Origin of the sequence: Ectopseudomonas composti, assembly GCF_900115475.1 — a bacterium.
GTDB classification, from domain to species: Bacteria; Pseudomonadota; Gammaproteobacteria; order Pseudomonadales; family Pseudomonadaceae; genus Aquipseudomonas; species Aquipseudomonas composti.
The window spans coordinates 118,746-137,072 of the sequence record NZ_FOWP01000001.1 but is presented as its reverse complement, the minus strand read 5'-3'; the positions used below and the strand labels follow the sequence as shown (position 1 = coordinate 137,072).

Here is an 18,327-nt window from a genome sequence, read left to right as displayed (position 1 = left end):
GAAGGCCTGATTCTCAAGGAGTTCAGATGAGCGCCGAGCACGAGTACGCGATCGAGTTGCAGGGCGTCAGCTTTCAGCGTGGCGCGCGTTCGATCTTCGATAAGGTCGACATCCGCATACCGCGCGGCAAGGTTACCGGCATTATGGGGCCGTCCGGCTGTGGCAAAACCACTTTGCTGCGCCTGATCGCCGCCGAGCTGCGTCCGTCTGCCGGTGACGTTCGCGTTTCCGGTGTGAGCCTGCCGAAGCTGTCGCGTGACGAGCTGTTCGACATGCGCAAGCAGATGGGGGTGCTGTTCCAGAGCGGTGCGCTGTTCACCGACCTCGACGTCTTCGAGAACGTGGCGTTCCCTCTGCGCGTGCATACCAAGCTCCCTGAAGAGATGATCCGCGACATCGTCCTGATGAAACTGCAGGCTGTTGGCTTGCGCGGGGCGCTGGAACTGATGCCGGACGAGCTATCCGGCGGGATGAAGCGCCGTGTGGCGCTGGCCCGTGCCATCGCGCTCGATCCACAGATCCTGCTGTATGACGAGCCGTTCGTTGGCCAGGACCCCATTGCCATGGGGGTGCTGGTGCGCCTGATTCGCCTGCTCAACGACGCGTTGGGGATCACCAGTGTGGTGGTCTCTCATGATCTTGCAGAAACCGCCAGTATCGCCGACTACCTCTATGTCGTCGGTGATGCACAGGTGTTGGGGCAGGGCACTCCAGCCGAGCTGATGGAGTCGGATAATCCACGTATTCGTCAGTTCATGAAGGGTATCCCGGATGGCCCGGTGCCGTTCCATTTTCCAGCGCCGGACTACCGCGAAGATCTGTTGGGGAGAGGTTGATGCGCAGAATTTCACCGCTCGAACGGCTGCGTCTGTTCGGTCGTGCGGGTATCGATATAGTCGCGACGCTGGGGCGCTCCGTGCTGTTCCTGGTGAGCGCGTTGTTCGGCCGCAGCCGTGCGGGAAAGCCCTTGCAGCTGCTGATCAAGCAGCTCTTCGCCGTCGGCGTGATGTCGCTGGCGATCATCGTCGTTTCCGGTGTCTTCATCGGCATGGTGCTGGCGCTGCAGGGTTACAACATCCTGGTCAGCTATGGCTCCGAACAGGCCGTGGGGCAGATGGTTGCTCTGACTCTGTTGCGTGAGCTCGGGCCGGTGGTGACCGCGCTGCTGTTCGCAGGTCGCGCCGGTTCCGCGTTGACCGCCGAAATCGGCAATATGAAGTCCACCGAGCAGCTCTCCAGCCTGGAGATGATCGGTGTCGACCCGCTCAAGTACATCGTCGCGCCACGGTTGTGGGCGGGCTTCATTTCGATGCCGCTGCTGTCGATGATCTTCTGCGTGGTCGGCATCTGGGGGGGCGCCATGGTCGCAGTCGACTGGCTGGGCGTTTATGAAGGCTCGTTCTGGGCCAGCATGCAGAACAGTGTTTCCTTTTATGACGATGTACTCAACGGTGTGATCAAGAGCATCGTCTTCGCCTTCGTGGTGACCTGGATCGCCGTGTTCCAGGGCTATGACTGCGAGCCCACATCCGAAGGTATCAGCCGCGCGACCACGCGCACCGTGGTGTATGCCTCACTGGCCGTGCTTGGCCTGGATTTCATTCTGACCGCTTTGATGTTTGGAGACTTCTGATGCAAAACCGCACGCTGGAGATTGGTGTCGGCCTGTTCCTCATGGCCGGTGTGCTCGCCCTGCTGCTGTTGGCCCTGCGCGTCAGTGGCTTGAGCGTCGGCAGTGCTGGCGACACTTACAAGGTCTATGCCTATTTCGACAACATCGCCGGGCTCACCGTGCGCTCCAAGGTGACCATGGCCGGAGTGACCATTGGCAAGGTCACTGCTATTGATCTGGATCGTGATAGTTACATGGGGCGGGTGACCCTAGAGGTCGATGGCGGCGTCAATAACCTGCCTGAGGATTCCACTGCGTCGATCCTGACCGCAGGTCTGCTTGGCGAAAAATACATCGGCATCAGCGTCGGTGGTGACGAGGAGGTGCTCAAGGACGGCAGTACCATCCACGACACGCAGTCCTCGCTGGTGCTGGAAGACCTGATTGGCAAATTCCTGCTCAATTCGGTCAATAAAGATGAAGCCAATTGATGAGGGCTCCTGACATGTTCAAGACCGTGCGTAATTCCCTGCTGGTGCTGCTGGCCACCATGCCGCTGCTGGCCGTTGCCGCGCCAAGCGCCCATGAAGTGGTGCAGCAGACCACTGATACCCTGTTGACTGACCTCAAGGCCAACAAGGACCGCTACCGCAGCGACCCCAATGCCTTCTACGACTCGCTCAACGAAATTCTCGGCCCGGTGGTCGATGTCGAGGGCATCGCCCGCGGCGTGATGACCGTGCGTTACTCGCGTCAGGCCTCGCCCGAGCAGATGACGCGCTTTCAGGAGAACTTCAAGCGCAGCCTGATGCAGTTCTATGGCAATGCCCTGCTCGAGTACAACAATCAGGACATTCGCGTGTTGCCGGTCAGCGGTAAGGCTGAAGGCGAGCGTACCTCGGTCGGTATGGAGATTCGTGATGGCAAGGGCGTGGTTTATCCGCTGTCCTACACCATGGTCTCGATGGATGGCGTCTGGAAGCTGCGCAATGTGGTTATCAATGGCATCAACGTCGGCAAACTGTTCCGCGATCAATTCGCCCAGTCGATGCAGAACAATCGCAACGATCTGGACAAGGTCATCGATACCTGGGCTGATACCGTGGCCCGCGCCCGTCAGGCTCGGGGCGAGTCGTGAGTCAGGCGAGCATCAGCGAGCGCGCCGCTGGGCAGTTACAGCTCAGTGGTGTGCTGGACTACAGCACCGGGCCGCAACTGCGTGAGCAAGGCGCGCGCCTGATCGCCGCCAGCGGTGCGACGAGCCTGGCGCTCGACTGCAGCGCAGTGGAAAAGTCCAGCAGCGTCGGTTTGGCGTTGCTGCTGGCGTTCATGCGCGATGCACGCAAGGCCGGGCGCGAGCTGACGATCAGTGCGCTGCCCGACGACATGCGTGAGATCGCTCAGGTCAGCGGATTGCTGGAGTTGCTGCCGTTGCAGCCGTGAAGCGCTTCCCGTCGTTCCGTCAGCACCGCTGTTGGCGGGGTTCGCAGGCGGGAGGCTTTTTTTGTATCATGGCCGGCCCGCGGGCTCAGGTGCCCGAATGCGTCAGTCGAGGTCGAGCATGCAGGCTGCAGAAGTAAAAAACCTCCTAGAGGAAAAACTCCCGAATACCCAGGTGGAAGTCGAAGGCGAAGGCTGCAACTTCCAGCTCAACCTGATCAGCGACGAATTGGCCGCTCTCAGCCCGGTCAAGCGTCAGCAGCAGATCTATGCCCACCTCAATGCCTGGATCGCCAATGGCAGCATCCACGCCGTGACCATGAAATTCTTCAGCCAGGCCGATTGGGCCGCGCGTTCCTGAGCCTGCGGGCGACGAGATTCCTATGGATAAACTGATCATTACCGGCGGCGCTCGCCTCGATGGCGAAATCCGCATTTCCGGTGCGAAGAACTCTGCTCTGCCGATTCTCGCAGCGACCCTGCTGGGCGACGCTCCCGTCACCATCTGCAACCTGCCGCACCTGCACGACATCACCACCATGATCGAGCTGTTCGGTCGCATGGGCATCGAGCCGGTGATCGACGAGAAGCTGGCAGTGGAAGTCGACGCGCGCGCAATCAAAACGCTGGTCGCACCTTACGAGCTGGTGAAAACCATGCGCGCCTCGATTCTGGTGCTCGGCCCCATGGTCGCGCGTTTCGGTGAGGCTGAAGTGGCGCTGCCTGGCGGTTGCGCCATCGGTTCGCGCCCGGTCGACCTGCACATCCGTGGCCTCGAGGCCATGGGCGCGATCATCGATGTCGAAGGTGGCTACATCAAGGCCAAGGCGCCGGAGGGCGGCCTGCGCGGTGCGCACTTCTTCTTCGACGTGGTCAGCGTGACCGGTACCGAGAACATCATGATGGCCGCGACCCTGGCCAAGGGCCGTAGCGTGCTGGAAAACGCCGCGCGTGAGCCTGAGGTCGTCGACCTGGCCAATTGCCTGATTGCCATGGGCGCGAAGATCCAGGGCGCCGGTACCGACACCATCATTATCGATGGCGTCGAGCGCCTGCACGGTGCGCGCTTCAATGTCATGCCCGACCGTATCGAGACCGGCACCTACCTGGTAGCCGCCGCCGTCACTGGTGGTCGGGTCAAGGTCAAGGATGCCGATCCTTCGACCCTGGAAGCCGTACTGGCCAAGCTGCAGGAAGCGGGTGCCGAAATCACCACCGGTCCGGACTGGATCGAGCTGGACATGAAGGGCAAGCGTCCGAAGGCCGTCAACCTGCGTACCGCGCCTTATCCGGCGTTCCCCACCGACATGCAGGCGCAGTTCATCGCCCTGAACGCAGTGGCCGACGGCACCGGTACCATTATCGAAACCGTGTTCGAAAACCGCTTCATGCACGTCTACGAGATGCTGCGCATGGGCGCCAACATCCTGGTCGAAGGCAACACTGCCGTGGTGACCGGGGTGGACAAGCTCAAGGGCGCGCCCGTGATGGCGACCGACCTGCGCGCATCGGCGAGCCTGGTGCTGGCGGCGCTGGTGGCTGACGGCGATACGCTGATCGACCGCATCTACCACATCGATCGTGGTTACGAGTGTATCGAAGAGAAGCTGCAACTTCTCGGCGCCAAGATCCGCCGCGTACCGGGCTAAGCCTCCGTTGTCGTAGGGCCGCTCCCTGTCGGAGCGGCCGCTTCCGTTCAAGGAAACCGTTTCATGCTGACCATCGCCCTGTCCAAAGGCCGCATTCTCGATGACACCCTGCCGTTGCTGGCGGCGGCGGGCATCGAGCCGACCGAGAACCCGGACAAGAGCCGCAAGCTGATCATCCCGACCACTCAGGATGACGTGCGCCTGCTGATCGTGCGTGCCACCGATGTGCCGACCTACGTCGAGCATGGCGCGGCCGACCTCGGTGTGGCGGGCAAGGACGTGCTGATGGAATACGGCGGCCAGGGCATCTACGAGCCGCTGGACCTGCAGATCGCCAAGTGCAAGCTGATGACGGCCGGCAAGGTCGGTGCGCCGGAGCCGAAAGGCCGCCTGCGCGTGGCCACCAAGTTCGTCAACGTGGCCAAGCGTTACTACGCCGAGCAGGGCCGTCAGGTCGACATCATCAAGCTGTACGGCTCGATGGAGTTGGCCCCACTGGTAGGTCTGGCCGACAAGATCATCGACGTGGTCGACACCGGCAACACCCTGCGTGCCAATGGCCTGGAGCCGCAGGAAATGATCGCCACCATCAGCTCGCGGCTGATCGTCAACAAGGCTTCGATGAAGATGCAGCACGCGCGCATCCAGGCGCTGATCGAAACCCTGCGTGGCGCCGTCGAGGCGCGACACCAAGGCTGATTCCTCACCGCGACTTCTGGTCGCGGCAGCCTATCCGTGTCATAGCCAAATTCTCAGGTGCCCGCACGGTGGGCTTGCTACTCTAGCGGCGCCTGAAATTTACCCTTACACGAGGCTTTGCCATGACCGCTCCCATTGCTATTCGCCGACTCAACGCCGCTGACCAGGACTTCGCCCGACACCTGGATCATCTGCTGAGCTGGGAGAGCGTGTCCGACGATGGCGTCAACCAGCGCGTGCTGGAAATCATCCAGGCCGTGCGCGAGCGTGGCGATGCTGCTCTGGTCGAATACACCCAGCGTTTCGATGGCCTGGCGGTTGCCTCCATGGCTGACCTGATCCTGCCGCGCGAGCGTCTGGAACTGGCTCTGACGCGTATCAGCCCGGCCCAGCGCGAGGCGCTGGAAGTCGCCGCCGAGCGCGTGCGCAGCTACCACGAGAAGCAAAAGCAGGATTCCTGGCGCTACACCGAAGCCGACGGCACGGTGTTGGGCCAGAAGGTCACCCCGCTGGACCGCGCCGGCCTGTACGTGCCGGGCGGCAAGGCCTCCTATCCGTCCTCGGTGCTGATGAACGCCATCCCGGCCAAGGTCGCCGGTGTGCCTGAGGTGGTGATGGTGGTGCCGACCCCGCGTGGTGAGATCAACGAGATCGTCCTCGCTGCTGCCGCCATCGCCGGCGTCGACCGCGTGTTCACCATCGGTGGCGCCCAGGCCGTCGCCGCGCTGGCCTATGGCACCGAGAGCGTGCCGCCGGTGGACAAGATCGTTGGCCCCGGCAACATCTACGTGGCCACCGCCAAGCGCCATGTGTTCGGCAAGGTGGGCATTGACATGATCGCTGGCCCGTCGGAGATCCTCGTGGTCTGTGATGGTCAGACCGATCCGGACTGGATCGCCATGGACCTGTTCTCCCAGGCCGAGCACGACGAGGACGCCCAGTCGATCCTGGTCAGCCCGGATGCCGCCTTCCTCGACCGCGTCGCTGAAAGCATCGCCAAGCTGCTGCCGACTATGGAACGTGCCGAGATCATTCGTACCTCGCTGGAAGGCCGCGGTGCGCTGATCCAGGTGGCGGACATGGCCCAGGCCATCGAAGTGGCCAACCACATCGCTCCGGAGCACCTGGAACTGTCGGTGGCCGACCCGGAAGCCTGGCTGCCTGAAATTCGCCACGCCGGTGCGATTTTCATGGGCCGCTATACCGCCGAGGCCTTGGGTGATTACGTGGCAGGCCCGAACCACGTATTGCCGACCTCCGGCACTGCGCGCTTTTCCTCGCCGCTGGGGGTGTACGACTTCCAGAAGCGTTCGTCGATCATCTTCTGCTCGCCGGATGGCGCGTCGGAGCTGGGCAAGAGTGCTTCGGTGCTGGCCCGTGGCGAATCGCTGACTGCGCACGCGCGCAGCGCCGAGTACCGCATCAAGTAAGTAGGGTGCACCGTGCGCACCTTGTGAATGTTTTGGTGCGCACGGCGCACCCTACGGGATCGAGCTTCGCAGGTTGAGCGAAGCGATATCCATCCCCCATGCCATACATTCGAGGAGAGAAGGGCAGATGAGCAAATTCTGGAGCCCCTTCGTCAAAGACCTGGTGCCCTACGTGCCGGGCGAGCAGCCCAAGCTGAGCAAGCTGGTCAAGCTCAACACCAACGAGAACCCCTACGGCCCGTCGCCCAAGGCCGTCGCCGCCATGCAGGCCGAGGTCAACGACAACCTGCGTTTGTACCCGGACCCCAACAGCGACCGCCTGAAACAGGCGGTCGCCGACTATTACGGCGTACAGACCAGCCAGGTGTTCGTCGGCAACGGTTCCGACGAGGTGCTGGCCCACGCCTTCCACGGTTTGTTCCAACATGGCGCGCCGTTGCTGTTCCCGGACATCAGCTACAGCTTCTATCCGGTGTACTGCGGTCTGTACGGTATCGAGTACCAGCAGGTGGCGCTGGACGAGCAGTTCCAGATCCGCGTCGAGGATTACGCCAGGCCGAATGCCGGCATCATTTTCCCCAATCCCAATGCACCGACAGGTTGCCTGCTGCCGCTCGATGCCGTCGAGCGCCTGTTGCAAGGCAGCCCGGATTCGGTGGTGCTGGTCGATGAGGCGTACATCGATTTCGGCGGGCAGACGGCCATCGCCCTGGTCGACAAGTACCCGAACCTGCTGGTGACCCAGACTTTGTCCAAGTCGCGTTCGTTGGCGGGCCTGCGGGTCGGTATCGCGGTCGGTCACCCGGACCTGATCGAGGCGCTGGAGCGGATCAAGAACAGCTTCAACTCTTATCCGCTCGATCGCATCGCCATTGCAGGTGCAGCGGCGGCATTCGAGGACCGTGATTATTTCGAGAAAACCTGCCAGCAGGTGATCGACAGCCGCGAGGCGGTGGTGGCTGGTCTGCAGGGCTTGGGTTTCGAGGTACTGCCTTCGGCAGCCAACTTCGTCTTCGCCCGCCACCCGGGCAAGGACGCCGCCGAACTGGCCGCTGGCCTGCGCGAGCAGGGCGTGATCGTGCGTCACTTCAAGCAGCAGCGCATTGCCCAGTTCCTGCGCATCACCATCGGTACACCGGAGCAGAACCAGGCCTTGCTGGACGCGTTGCGCGGGTTATGAGACGGCTCTGATCAGGCATGAAAAAGCCGGCATAAGCCGGCTTTTTCATATCTTCAGTTGTTATTGACGGGAGGGCGGAGGCCGATCTCGGCGGTCAGATCCAGCGATTTACCGTTGCGCAGCACCTCGATACGAATCTTGTCGCCGGGTTTGGTGCGCGCGACCTGGTTCATCGAGCGACGGCCGTCGCTGGCTGGCTCGCCATCGATACTGAGGATCAGGTCGCCAGGCTGGAGGCCGGCTTTCTGTGCCGGGCCGTCGCGATAGACACCAGCGACAACGATGCCGGGGCGACCATCGAGGCCGAAGGACTCGGCCAGCTCCGGTGTCAGCGGCTGGACCTCGACACCGAGGTAACCGCGAATCACCTGGCCGTGTTCGATGATCGCCTGCATCACCTCCATCGCCAGTTTCACCGGGATGGCGAAGCCGATGCCCTGCGAGCCGCCGGACTTGGAGAAAATCGCGGTGTTGATACCGACCAGGTTGCCGTGAGCATCGACCAGCGCGCCGCCGGAGTTGCCCGGGTTGATCGCGGCATCGGTCTGGATGAAGTCTTCGTAGGTGTTGAGGCCCAGCTGGTTGCGCCCGGTGGCGCTGATGATGCCCATGGTCACGGTCTGGCCGACGCCGAAGGGGTTGCCGATGGCCAGACTGACGTCGCCAATGCGGATCCTGTCGGAGCGCCCCAGGGTGATCGCCGGGAGATTGGGCAGGTCGATCTTCAATACCGCCAGGTCGGTTTCCGGATCGCTGCCGATCACTCGCGCCAGGGTTTCACGGCCATCTTTCAGGGCAACAACGATCTGGTCGGCACCGCTGACCACGTGATTGTTGGTCAGCAGGTAGCCCTCGCGGCTCATCAGTACGGCCGAGCCGAGGCTCGACTCCATGCGCTGCTGACGAGGCAGGTTGTCACCGAAAAAGCGGCGGAAGGTCGGGTCTTCGAACAGTGGATGAGCGGGTTTGCTTACCAGTTTGGTGGTGTACAGGTTTGCCACTGCTGGCGATGCGGTGTCGACTGCCTCGGCATAGGATACCGGGCCTTCCTGCACGCGGCTGTAGAGCGGCGCCTGCACCAGGCGCACTTCCTGGCGTGGCAAGCCGACCCATTCCGGGTAGCGCTGGATCAGCAGGAGTGCGAACAGCACACCAACCAGCAGGGGCCAGCCGAGAAAACGCAGTGCCTGGGGCATCGAGACAATCCTGAGGGTTGCGGGGGGCAAATTCGGTCCTTAAGGTGGCGCATTATAGTGAGGTGCTCGCCAATTAGGCAGCGGCCCGCAACAGCTTGTGAGGAATCTACATGGCCATTGCCCTGACCACGCTAGTGGAAGAAGCTGACGCTTTTCTTAACGCGTCGCGTATCAGTGATTACTGCCCCAATGGCCTGCAGGTCGAGGGGCGTCCGCAGGTCAGTCGTATCGTCAGTGGCGTCACCGCCAGCCAGGCGCTGATCGACGCCGCGATCGAGGCCGAGGCCGATGTGCTGCTGGTGCATCACGGCTATTTCTGGAAGGGCGAGAACCCCTGCGTCACCGGCATGAAGCAGCGTCGCCTGAAAGCGCTACTGGCCAACGATATCAGCCTGCTGGCCTATCACCTGCCGCTGGACGTGCATCCCGAGGTGGGCAACAACGTGCAACTCGCGCGTCAGCTCGGCATCGTTGTCGAGGGGCCGCTTGAGCCGGAAAACCCGCGCACGGTCGGTCTCGTCGGTTCGCTGGCCGAGCCCATGAGCGCTACCGACTTTGCGCACCACGTGCAGCAGGTGCTTGGACGTGAACCGCTGCTGGTAGAGGGCGAAGGGCTGATCCGTAGAGTAGGCTGGTGCACCGGTGGTGGGCAGGGCTACATCGACCAGGCGGTCGCTGCCGGGGTCGACCTGTACCTGACTGGTGAAGCCTCCGAACAGACCTTCCACAGCGCACGTGAGAACGGCGTGAGCTTCATCGCCGCTGGTCATCACGCCACCGAGCGCTACGGCGTGCAGGCACTGGGTGATTATCTGGCGCGTCGTTTCGCCCTCGAACACTTGTTCATCGACTGCCCCAATCCGGTCTGAACCAGCAAAACAGGCAGGTATAAAGCTAGAACGTTTCGATCTAACCGGCGCCCTGAGTATAAGCAGGTGCTGTGGTAGAGTGCGCGCTCGTCCACGGCCCGCCGGCCCCATAACAGCAATCCGTGAGTAGCCATGCTCGACAAATTGACCCATCTGAAGCAGCTGGAGGCGGAAAGCATCCACATCATTCGTGAAGTGGCCGCCGAATTCGATAACCCGGTGATGCTCTATTCCATCGGCAAGGATTCAGCCGTGATGCTGCATCTGGCCCGCAAGGCATTCTTCCCTGGCAAGCTGCCGTTCCCGGTGATGCACGTCGATACCCGCTGGAAGTTCCAGGAGATGTATCGCTTCCGCGAGAAAATGGTCAGCGAAATGGGCCTGGACCTGATCACCCATATCAACCCCGATGGTGTGGCGCAGGACATGAATCCCTTCACCTACGGCAGTGCCAAGCACACCGACGTGATGAAGACCGAGGGCCTCAAGCAGGCGCTGGACAAGTACGGCTTCGATGCCGCCTTCGGTGGCGCGCGCCGCGACGAAGAGAAGTCGCGGGCCAAGGAGCGCGTGTATTCCTTCCGTGACAGCAAGCACCGCTGGGACCCAAAGAACCAGCGCCCCGAGCTGTGGAACGTTTACAACGGCAAGGTGAAGAAGGGCGAGTCGATCCGCGTCTTCCCGCTTTCCAACTGGACCGAACTGGATATCTGGCAGTACATCTATCTGGAACAGATCCCGATCGTGCCGCTGTACTTCGCCGCCGAGCGCGAAGTGATCGAGAAGAACGGCACGCTGATCATGATCGACGACGAGCGCATTCTCGAGCACCTGTCCGATGAAGAGAAGGCGCGTATCACCAAGAAGATGGTGCGTTTCCGCACACTCGGCTGCTACCCGCTGACGGGAGCCGTGGAATCCACCGCCACCACGCTGCCGGAAATCATCCAGGAGATGCTCCTGACCAAGACCAGCGAACGCCAGGGCCGGGTCATCGACCACGACCAGGCCGGTTCGATGGAAGAGAAGAAACGTCAGGGCTATTTCTGAGGATCGCGCACGATGAGTCACCAATCCGATTTGATCAGCCAGGACATTCTCGCGTACCTGGCCCAGCATGAGCGCAAGGAACTGCTGCGCTTTCTTACCTGCGGCAACGTCGACGACGGCAAGAGCACGCTGATCGGCCGCCTGCTGCACGACTCCAAGATGATCTACGAAGATCATCTGGAAGCCATCACCAAGGATTCGAAGAAGGTCGGCACCACCGGCGATGACATCGACCTGGCACTGCTGGTCGACGGCCTGCAGGCCGAGCGCGAGCAGGGCATCACCATCGACGTGGCCTACCGCTACTTCTCCACTGCCAAGCGCAAGTTCATCATCGCCGACACCCCCGGCCATGAGCAGTACACGCGCAACATGGCCACTGGTGCGTCCACTTGCGACCTGGCGATCATCCTGATCGACGCCCGCTATGGCGTGCAGACCCAGACCAGACGCCACAGCTTCATCGCGTCCCTGCTGGGCATCAAGCACATCGTCGTCGCCGTCAACAAGATGGACCTGAAGGACTTCGATCAGGGCGTCTTCGAGCAGATCAAGGCCGACTACCTGGCCTTCGCCGAGAAGATCAACCTGCGTCCGACCACCCTGGAGTTCGTGCCGATGTCGGCGCTCAAGGGCGACAACGTGGTCAACAAGTCCGAGCGCTCGCCCTGGTACACCGGCCAGTCGCTGATGGAAATTCTCGAGACCGTCGAAGTCGCGGGCGACCGCAATTTCGACGACCTGCGCTTCCCGGTGCAGTACGTCAACCGCCCGAACCTGAACTTCCGTGGCTTCGCCGGCACCCTGGCCAGCGGCATCGTGCGCAAGGGCGACGAAGTGCTGGCCTTGCCGTCGGGCAAGAGCAGTCGGGTCAAATCCATCGTCACCTTCGAAGGTGAGCTGGAACAGGCAGGCCCGGGCCAGGCAATCACCCTGACCCTGGAAGACGAGATCGACGTGTCGCGCGGCGACATGCTGGTGCATGCCGACAACCGTCCGCAGGTTACCGACAGCTTCGAGGCCATGCTGGTGTGGATGGGCGAAGAGCCGATGCTGCCGGGCAAGAAATACGACATCAAACGCGCCACTAGCTACGTGCCCGGCTCGATCCCAAGCATCGTCCATCGCGTTGATGTGAACACCCTGGAGCAGGGCGCAGCCAGCGAGCTGAAGCTCAACGAGATCGGCCGGGTCAAGGTCGCATTGGATGCGCCGATCGCCCTGGATGGTTACGAATACAACCGCACCACTGGCGCTTTCATCATCGTCGACCGCCTGACCAACGGCACCGTCGGTGCTGGCATGATCATCGCCGATCCTGTCGCCCATGGCGGCGGTCAGCATGGCCGTCTGGCGCACGTATCGACCGAGGAGCGTGCTTCGCGCTTTGGCCAGCAGCCAGCCACCGTGCTGTTCAGCGGCCTGTCCGGCGCCGGCAAGAGCACCCTGGCCTATGCCGTGGAGCGCAAGCTGTTCGACATGGGCCGTGCGGTGTACGTGCTCGATGGCCAGAACCTGCGCCACGATCTCAACAAGGGGCTGCCGCAGGATCGCGCAGGCCGCGCCGAGAACTGGCGCCGTGCCGCGCATGTGGCGCGTCAGTTCAACGAAGCCGGGATGATTGCCCTGGCCGCCTTCGTCGCCCCGGATGCAGAAGGGCGTGAGCAGGCCAAGGCACTGATCGGCAGCGAGCGCGCTCTGACCGTCTACGTCCAGGCCTCGCCGCAGGTCTGCGCCGAGCGTGATCCGCAGGGCCTGTATGCCGCCGGTGGCGACAACATCCCGGGCGACGGCTTCCCCTACGACGTGCCGCTGAACGCCGATCTGGTGATCGACACCCAGACGCAGTCGGTCGAGGAGGGCGTCAAGGCGGTGCTGGACTTGCTGCGCAGTCGCGGCGCGATCTAACGCTCGCGATGCAGCATGATGAGCCCCGCCTATTAGCGGGGCTCTTCGTTTGTGGGGTGTCTTTTGTAGGAGCGAATTCATTCGCGATATGGGCTTACGATGATCGCGAATGAATTCGCTCCTACCGTCCCGCGTAGCCCACAACCGCGCCCAATAAAAAGCCCCGCAATCGCGGGGCTCGGTATTGCTGGCTAGCGGGTTACTTCTTCAGCCCGTAGCTCTCGTCGAGCATGCCGGGGCCATCGCTTTTCGGCGCGTAGTCCTTGGGCATTTCGTAGTTCTTCGGCGGAGTCAGGCGTTCGCGCTTCTCGCCGGTTTCGGTGCTGTTCAGGGTGGCCAGTAGACGCTGACGGGTCAGCTCGTCCAGGGCCAGGCGGTTGGCGCCGTCGGACAGGTGCTCCTGCACGTCCTGATAGCTCTGGGTGAGTTTCTTCACCAGGCTGGCGGTGGTGTTGAAGTGGGTCACCACTTCGCTCTGGTAGGCCTCGAAGCGTGCCTGCATTTCATCCATCTGCCGCTGCGTACGGCCCGGTGCAGCATTGGGGGCCAGGCGGGCGAGCAGAAAGCCCACGGCGATGCCGACCACCAGGGTCAGTGCGGGTATCAACCAGGCTGTAACGGTCTGTTCCACGAGTCCTTCCTCTCAAAACGGCTTTGCTTTACGTTAGCGGCTCGAACCTGCGCTGTATACGTTTACCTCGCAGGCAGTTTGCTAGACGAGTCGACCCGTTGCGGGGTCACGGAGTTCAGTGTTGCTCAGTCGCGAAACCCCTCTTTTCATTCAAGGCCCTGTGGGTCAACTCGAAGCCCTGCTGCTGGAAGTGCCGGACGCCCGAGGCGTGGCGCTGGTCTGCCATCCCAACCCGGTGCAGGGTGGCACCATGCTCAACAAGGTGGTGAGCACCTTGCAGCGCACCGCACGTGACTGTGGCTATCACACATTGCGTTTCAATTATCGCGGCGTCGGCGCCAGTGCCGGCAGCCATGACATGGGCACCGGCGAGGTCGACGATGCCGAGGCCGTTGCTGCCTGGCTCAAGGAGGAGTACCCGAACCTGCCCGTCACGCTGCTGGGCTTTTCCTTCGGCGGTTTCGTCGCCGCCGCGCTGGGAGCACGCCTGGAAGCGCAGGGCCAGGTACCGAGCAAGCTATTCATGGTGGCGCCAGCGGTGCATCGCCTGACTGCCGAGACGCCGCCGGCCAGCCAGTGCCCGCTGGTGGTGATCCAACCCGACGCAGACGAAGTGGTCGAGCCGCAGACCGTGTACGACTGGTCGGCCAATCTCGGGCGTGCCCACGAGCTGCTGAAAGTGGCAGAATGCGGTCACTTTTTTCACGGCAAGCTGACCGATCTGAAGGACATCCTTCTGCCACGTCTATAAACCGTCATTCCCGCGCAGGCGGGCACCCAGAGGGCCGCAGCACCTAGGCTCCCGCCTTCGCGGGAGTGACGGCAAGTGAAGCCCTGCCACGTCATTGCAGCAAGACAAGCGAATCCGATCATGACCACCCGTATCCTTACCGGTATCACCACCACCGGCACGCCGCACCTGGGCAACTACGCCGGCGCTATCCGTCCAGCCATCGTCGCCAGCCGCGACCCGCAGATGGACTCGTTCTATTTTCTCGCCGACTACCACGCGCTGATCAAGTGCGATGACCCAGTACGCATCCAGCGTTCACGCCTGGAAATCGCGGCCACCTGGCTGGCGCTGGGCCTGGATACTGACAAGGCGACTTTCTACCGCCAGTCCGACATTCCTGAAATTCCCGAGCTGTGCTGGTTGCTCACCTGCGTTGCCGGCAAGGGCTTGCTCAACCGCGCCCACGCCTACAAGGCCTCGGTGGACAAGAACGTCGAAGCCGGTGAAGACCCGGATGCCGGTGTGACCATGGGCCTGTTCAGCTACCCGGTGCTGATGGCAGCGGACATCCTGATGTTCAACGCGCAGAAGGTGCCGGTCGGTCGCGACCAGATCCAACACGTGGAGATGGCCCGCGACATCGGTCAGCGCTTCAACCACCTGTTCGGCAAGGGCAAGGACCTGTTCGTCCTGCCCGAGGTGGTGATCGAGGAAGAAGTGGCCACGCTGCCCGGCCTCGACGGGCGCAAGATGAGCAAGAGCTACGACAACACCATCCCGCTGTTCGGCAGCGCCAAGCAGCTCAAGGAGGCCGTGGCGCGCATCGTCACCGACTCCAAGCTGCCGGGTGAACCCAAGGATGCCGAAGGCTCGCACCTGTTCACCCTGTACCAGGCCTTTGCCAGCCACGCGCAGCAGGCCGAGTTCCGCGCCGAGCTGGAAGGTGGCCTGGCCTGGGGCGAGGCGAAGAATCGCCTGTACCAACTGCTCGAAGACACCCTGGGCGAGGCGCGCGAGCGTTACAACGCATTGATCGCCAGGCCGGCCGATCTGGAAGACATCCTCCTCGCTGGCGCGGCCAAGGCACGTAAGATCGCCACGCCGTTCCTCGGCGAGCTGCGCGAGGCGGTTGGTCTGCGTTCGTTCCGCGAGCAGGTGCAGGTTGCCGCTGGCGAGAAGAAGAAAGCCACCAAGAGCGCGCGCTTCGTCAGTTTCCGCGATGACGACGGCAGCTTCCGCTTCCGTCTGCTGGATGCCGATGGCGAGCAACTGCTGCTGTCGAAATCCTTTGCCGATGGCAAGTCGGCCGGTATGGCCAACAAGCGCCTGCAATCCGGCGAAGCGCTGGATGTGCGCGCCGAAGGCCTGACCTTCTCGATCTGGATCGATGGCGAAAGCGTGGCCAGCAGCCCCGAGTTCGCTGACGGCCAGGCGCTGGAAGCCGCTATCGCTCGCTTGCGTGAAGCGCTGGCACCGCAGGAATAAAGTGGCCTGGATGTAATCCTGGCGAGCATCGCCAGTATTCCCCCGGATTGCATCCGGGCTACGGCCATGATTGCCAAGCAACGGGGGCGTCGCTAAAGTGACGCCCCCGTTTTTACTTGCCCGGCTAACGAATCATGACCCCCTTAGAGCGTTATCAGGCCGACCTCAAGCGGCCCGACTTCTTCCATGATGCGGCCCAGGAAAATGCCGTCCGCCACCTGCAGCGTCTGTACGACGATCTGGTCGCGCGCGATCAGGGCAAATCTGGGTTGATGGGCAAGCTGTTCGGCAAGAAGCCGCAGGGGCCGGTCAAGGGCCTGTATTTCTGGGGCGGCGTCGGCCGTGGCAAGACCTACCTGGTCGACACCTTCTTCGATGCACTGCCGTTCGAGCAGAAAGTGCGCACCCACTTCCACCGCTTCATGAAGCGCGTGCACGAGGAGATGAAGACCCTCAAGGGCGAGAAGAATCCGCTGACCATCATTGGCAAGCGTTTCGCCGACGAGGCGCGGGTGATCTGCTTCGACGAGTTCTTCGTCAGCGACATCACTGACGCGATGATCCTCGCCACGCTGATGGAGGAGCTGTTCAAGAACGGCGTATCGCTGGTCGCGACCTCCAACATCGTGCCGGACGGTCTGTACAAGGATGGCCTGCAGCGCGCCCGCTTCCTGCCAGCCATCGCCTTGCTCAAGCAGCACACCGACATCGTCAACGTCGACAGCGGCGTCGACTACCGCCTGCGCGCGCTGGAGCAGGCCGAGTTGTTCCACTTCCCACTCGGCCCGGCTGCCGAGGAGAGTCTGCTGACCAGCTTCCGCAGCCTGCTGCCGGACTGCACCCATATGGTGGAGAACGAGGCGCTGATGATCGAGAACCGCGCGATCAACGCCGTGCGGGTCTGCGAGGACGTGGCCTGGTTCGAGTTTCGCGAGCTGTGCGACGGCCCGCGCAGCCAGAACGATTACATCGAACTGGGCAAGATTTTCCATGCAGTGATCCTGGCCAATGTCGAGCAGATGAGCGTGGCCAAGGACGACATGGCGCGACGCTTCATCAACCTGGTGGACGAGTTCTACGACCGCAACGTCAAGCTGATCATCTCTGCCGAAGTGGAGCTCAAGGATCTCTACACCGGCGGCCGCCTGAGCTTCGAGTTCCAGCGTACGCTGAGCCGTCTGCTGGAAATGCAATCGCACGAATTCCTCTCGCGCCCACACCGGCCCTGACGGAAAGCGATATGAAAAAGGCGACCCACAAGGTCGCCTTTTTCATTGGGCGGGCAGGGTGCGCCATGTGCACCAAAGCCCTGGATGTTTCTGGCTTGTTCTGTGCGCGCGGCGCACTCTACGGTCGGTCTTTCAGTTTTTCGCCAGCTTCTGCTGGTACTGCGTGAGCATCTTCTGCGCGTGCGCCACTTCCAGTGCCTCCATGGCGTTGATCGGTTTGATCGCCACGGCGCGTTTGAGGTGTTCGATGACCTTGTCTTCTTCATCGTCGCCATACACATAGGTCAGCGCGTTGGCATACTCGTAGTGGCCAATGGGCAGATCGTCAAGGGCCTGGAAGCTGCGCTGGAAGTACCGCTCCATGTTGTCCGTACTGACGCCGTAGGTCATCTTGCCGACCAGCTTGCCGACCTTGCGGATCACCCCGGCTTCATAGCCGCCGTAGAGCGCCAGGGCGAACGGCTGCTGCGGCTGCTTGGCGAGCAGCGCCTTGAGTTCCTCGGGGATCTGCGAGGTGTAGCCGCGCTTGAGTACCACCGGTACCGACAATTCCTCGCCCAGGCGCGCCTTGGCATAGACGCGGCCGAACTGCGCGACGGTGTCCGCCTGGACCAGTTCGCCGGCTTCGTCGGTATAGGCGATCACTTCTTCGAGCAGCCGATGTTTCTCCGTTTGATCGGGCACCAGGAACATGGCGTAGATCACCTGGGCGAACATCGCCGGAACCTGACCGCCGACGCCGAGGGCCAGCCCCTGTTCCTTGGCCTGGGCAAAGTCGCCGCGAAACATCAGGCGCCAGACCTCCTGCAGCTTCTGCGCGTAGAGCTCGGCTTCTTCCGGCTTACCGGTAAAGCCGGTGCCGGCTGCGACGGTTTTCTCCAGCGCTTGCGGGTGGCGGGTAGCCATGGTCACCACCCAGTCAGCATCGGGGAAGGGGTAATCGCCGAAGCCGCGGGTCAGTTGCGGCCAGGCCTGGCGCAGCTTGTCGCCGCTGTAGTCATAGGCGCTCTGGTCGAGCGGGAAGGGTTTCCAGTTGTCGGCGGCGGCAGCGCCGAGGCTGCAGGTGGCAAGCAGGGCAATCAAGAGGCGGCGCATGGTGGTGAACCTATTGTTGTTATGTTCACCACCGATCATAGGGCGCTGCCGCAAGGCGCCAACCTAACCAAGGGTGGGCTGGCCATTTGCCGGGCGCTCACCCTATCTCGACGTGGCCAGC

At 62.4% G+C, this 18,327-nt stretch carries 19 protein-coding genes; 16 read left to right on the top strand and 3 right to left on the bottom strand.

Features of this window, described 5'->3' with window-relative positions; genetic code table 11:
* Positions 1-26 precede the first annotated feature (26 nt).
* The 10 genes from BM059_RS00665 (at position 27) to hisC (ending at position 8,010) form a co-directional block, all read left to right on the top strand.
* Positions 27-836 (top strand): ATP-binding cassette domain-containing protein, encoded by an 810-nt coding sequence (locus tag BM059_RS00665; protein WP_037000589.1) that lies wholly within the window; start codon positions 27-29, stop codon positions 834-836.
* Positions 836-1,633 (top strand): lipid asymmetry maintenance ABC transporter permease subunit MlaE, encoded by a 798-nt coding sequence (mlaE, locus tag BM059_RS00660; protein WP_074936037.1) that lies wholly within the window; start codon positions 836-838, stop codon positions 1,631-1,633. Before BM059_RS00665 ends, mlaE begins: the two co-directional genes overlap by 1 nt.
* Positions 1,633-2,103: an outer membrane lipid asymmetry maintenance protein MlaD gene (gene mlaD / locus BM059_RS00655; protein ID WP_037000592.1), complete on the top strand. Its 471-nt coding sequence runs from the start codon at positions 1,633-1,635 to the stop codon at positions 2,101-2,103. Before mlaE ends, mlaD begins: the two co-directional genes overlap by 1 nt.
* A gap of 14 nt (positions 2,104-2,117) precedes the next feature.
* The gene (locus BM059_RS00650) at positions 2,118-2,750 is read left to right on the top strand and encodes an MlaC/ttg2D family ABC transporter substrate-binding protein (RefSeq protein ID WP_074936035.1); all 633 of its coding nucleotides are present in this window, start codon (positions 2,118-2,120) and stop codon (positions 2,748-2,750) included.
* Positions 2,747-3,055, top strand: coding sequence for an STAS domain-containing protein (locus tag BM059_RS00645; protein ID WP_074936033.1), 309 nt, complete (start codon positions 2,747-2,749; stop codon positions 3,053-3,055). The genes BM059_RS00650 and BM059_RS00645 overlap by 4 nt, the downstream gene beginning before the upstream one ends.
* Before the next feature lie 118 nt (positions 3,056-3,173).
* Positions 3,174-3,413, top strand: coding sequence for a BolA family protein (locus BM059_RS00640; protein ID WP_037000595.1), 240 nt, complete (start codon positions 3,174-3,176; stop codon positions 3,411-3,413).
* 22 nt (positions 3,414-3,435) lie between these two features.
* Complete coding sequence (gene murA, locus BM059_RS00635) at positions 3,436-4,701, top strand: UDP-N-acetylglucosamine 1-carboxyvinyltransferase (protein ID WP_037000596.1); 1,266 nt, start codon at positions 3,436-3,438, stop codon at positions 4,699-4,701.
* A 63-nt stretch (positions 4,702-4,764) separates the two neighbouring features.
* Complete coding sequence (gene hisG, locus BM059_RS00630; protein WP_061240588.1) at positions 4,765-5,400, top strand: ATP phosphoribosyltransferase; 636 nt, start codon at positions 4,765-4,767, stop codon at positions 5,398-5,400.
* A gap of 122 nt (positions 5,401-5,522) precedes the next feature.
* Positions 5,523-6,830, top strand: coding sequence for a histidinol dehydrogenase (hisD, locus tag BM059_RS00625; RefSeq protein WP_074936031.1), 1,308 nt, complete (start codon positions 5,523-5,525; stop codon positions 6,828-6,830).
* Between the two features lie 127 nt (positions 6,831-6,957).
* Positions 6,958-8,010: a histidinol-phosphate transaminase gene (gene hisC, locus BM059_RS00620; RefSeq protein WP_037000600.1), complete on the top strand. Its 1,053-nt coding sequence runs from the start codon at positions 6,958-6,960 to the stop codon at positions 8,008-8,010.
* Positions 8,011-8,063: 53 nt separating this feature from the next.
* Here hisC and algW read toward each other — a convergent pair whose 3' ends face one another.
* Positions 8,064-9,206 carry a Do family serine endopeptidase AlgW gene (gene algW, locus BM059_RS00615; RefSeq protein WP_037000603.1) on the bottom strand — a complete coding sequence of 381 codons (1,143 nt, stop codon included), beginning with the start codon at positions 9,204-9,206 and terminating at the stop codon, positions 8,064-8,066.
* Between the two features lie 110 nt (positions 9,207-9,316).
* On the opposite strand from algW, the gene BM059_RS00610 reads away from it, so the two are divergent.
* The 3 genes from BM059_RS00610 to cysN all read left to right on the top strand — a co-directional run bounded on the left by BM059_RS00610 (position 9,317) and on the right by cysN (position 13,033).
* A complete protein-coding gene (locus tag BM059_RS00610) occupies positions 9,317-10,075 on the top strand; it encodes a Nif3-like dinuclear metal center hexameric protein (protein WP_074936029.1) in 759 nt (252 codons plus the stop codon).
* Positions 10,076-10,207: 132 nt separating this feature from the next.
* On the top strand, positions 10,208-11,125 hold the full coding sequence (gene cysD, locus BM059_RS00605; RefSeq protein ID WP_037000605.1) for a sulfate adenylyltransferase subunit CysD: 918 nt from the start codon (positions 10,208-10,210) through the stop codon (positions 11,123-11,125).
* Positions 11,126-11,137: 12 nt separating this feature from the next.
* Positions 11,138-13,033 (top strand): sulfate adenylyltransferase subunit CysN, encoded by a 1,896-nt coding sequence (gene cysN, locus BM059_RS00600; RefSeq protein ID WP_074936027.1) that lies wholly within the window; start codon positions 11,138-11,140, stop codon positions 13,031-13,033.
* A gap of 199 nt (positions 13,034-13,232) precedes the next feature.
* Here cysN and BM059_RS00595 read toward each other — a convergent pair whose 3' ends face one another.
* Positions 13,233-13,664 carry a Z-ring associated ZapG family protein gene (locus BM059_RS00595; protein ID WP_037000607.1) on the bottom strand — a complete coding sequence of 144 codons (432 nt, stop codon included), beginning with the start codon at positions 13,662-13,664 and terminating at the stop codon, positions 13,233-13,235.
* Positions 13,665-13,785: 121 nt separating this feature from the next.
* Here BM059_RS00595 and BM059_RS00590 point away from each other — a divergent pair, with 121 nt between their 5' ends.
* The 3 genes from BM059_RS00590 to zapE all read left to right on the top strand — a co-directional run bounded on the left by BM059_RS00590 (position 13,786) and on the right by zapE (position 17,111).
* Complete coding sequence (locus BM059_RS00590) at positions 13,786-14,415, top strand: alpha/beta hydrolase (protein WP_037000610.1); 630 nt, start codon at positions 13,786-13,788, stop codon at positions 14,413-14,415.
* A gap of 120 nt (positions 14,416-14,535) precedes the next feature.
* On the top strand, positions 14,536-15,882 hold the full coding sequence (locus tag BM059_RS00585) for a tryptophan--tRNA ligase (protein WP_074936025.1): 1,347 nt from the start codon (positions 14,536-14,538) through the stop codon (positions 15,880-15,882).
* A 134-nt stretch (positions 15,883-16,016) separates the two neighbouring features.
* Positions 16,017-17,111, top strand: coding sequence for a cell division protein ZapE (zapE, locus tag BM059_RS00580; protein ID WP_074936024.1), 1,095 nt, complete (start codon positions 16,017-16,019; stop codon positions 17,109-17,111).
* A 132-nt stretch (positions 17,112-17,243) separates the two neighbouring features.
* Here the strand turns inward: zapE and BM059_RS00575 are convergent, their stop codons facing one another.
* The gene (locus BM059_RS00575) at positions 17,244-18,206 is read right to left on the bottom strand and encodes a hypothetical protein (protein WP_074936777.1); all 963 of its coding nucleotides are present in this window, start codon (positions 18,204-18,206) and stop codon (positions 17,244-17,246) included.
* Positions 18,207-18,327: the final 121 nt, after the last annotated feature.

What these genes read in the sequence shown, in the direction of transcription:
- BM059_RS00665 (WP_037000589.1), top strand. Translation starts at nt 27, where the DNA reads ATGAGCGCCGAGCACGAGTACGCGATCGAGTTGCAGGGCGTCAGCTTT.
- mlaE (WP_074936037.1), top strand. Translation starts at nt 836, where the DNA reads ATGCGCAGAATTTCACCGCTCGAACGGCTGCGTCTGTTCGGTCGTGCG.
- mlaD (WP_037000592.1), top strand. Translation starts at nt 1,633, where the DNA reads ATGCAAAACCGCACGCTGGAGATTGGTGTCGGCCTGTTCCTCATGGCC.
- BM059_RS00650 (WP_074936035.1), top strand. Translation starts at nt 2,118, where the DNA reads ATGTTCAAGACCGTGCGTAATTCCCTGCTGGTGCTGCTGGCCACCATG.
- BM059_RS00640 (WP_037000595.1), top strand. Translation starts at nt 3,174, where the DNA reads ATGCAGGCTGCAGAAGTAAAAAACCTCCTAGAGGAAAAACTCCCGAAT.
- murA (WP_037000596.1), top strand. Translation starts at nt 3,436, where the DNA reads ATGGATAAACTGATCATTACCGGCGGCGCTCGCCTCGATGGCGAAATC.
- hisG (WP_061240588.1), top strand. Translation starts at nt 4,765, where the DNA reads ATGCTGACCATCGCCCTGTCCAAAGGCCGCATTCTCGATGACACCCTG.
- hisD (WP_074936031.1), top strand. Translation starts at nt 5,523, where the DNA reads ATGACCGCTCCCATTGCTATTCGCCGACTCAACGCCGCTGACCAGGAC.
- hisC (WP_037000600.1), top strand. Translation starts at nt 6,958, where the DNA reads ATGAGCAAATTCTGGAGCCCCTTCGTCAAAGACCTGGTGCCCTACGTG.
- algW (WP_037000603.1), bottom strand. Translation starts at nt 9,206, where the DNA reads ATGCCCCAGGCACTGCGTTTTCTCGGCTGGCCCCTGCTGGTTGGTGTG.
- BM059_RS00610 (WP_074936029.1), top strand. Translation starts at nt 9,317, where the DNA reads ATGGCCATTGCCCTGACCACGCTAGTGGAAGAAGCTGACGCTTTTCTT.
- cysD (WP_037000605.1), top strand. Translation starts at nt 10,208, where the DNA reads ATGCTCGACAAATTGACCCATCTGAAGCAGCTGGAGGCGGAAAGCATC.
- cysN (WP_074936027.1), top strand. Translation starts at nt 11,138, where the DNA reads ATGAGTCACCAATCCGATTTGATCAGCCAGGACATTCTCGCGTACCTG.
- BM059_RS00585 (WP_074936025.1), top strand. Translation starts at nt 14,536, where the DNA reads ATGACCACCCGTATCCTTACCGGTATCACCACCACCGGCACGCCGCAC.
- zapE (WP_074936024.1), top strand. Translation starts at nt 16,017, where the DNA reads ATGACCCCCTTAGAGCGTTATCAGGCCGACCTCAAGCGGCCCGACTTC.
- BM059_RS00575 (WP_074936777.1), bottom strand. Translation starts at nt 18,206, where the DNA reads ATGCGCCGCCTCTTGATTGCCCTGCTTGCCACCTGCAGCCTCGGCGCT.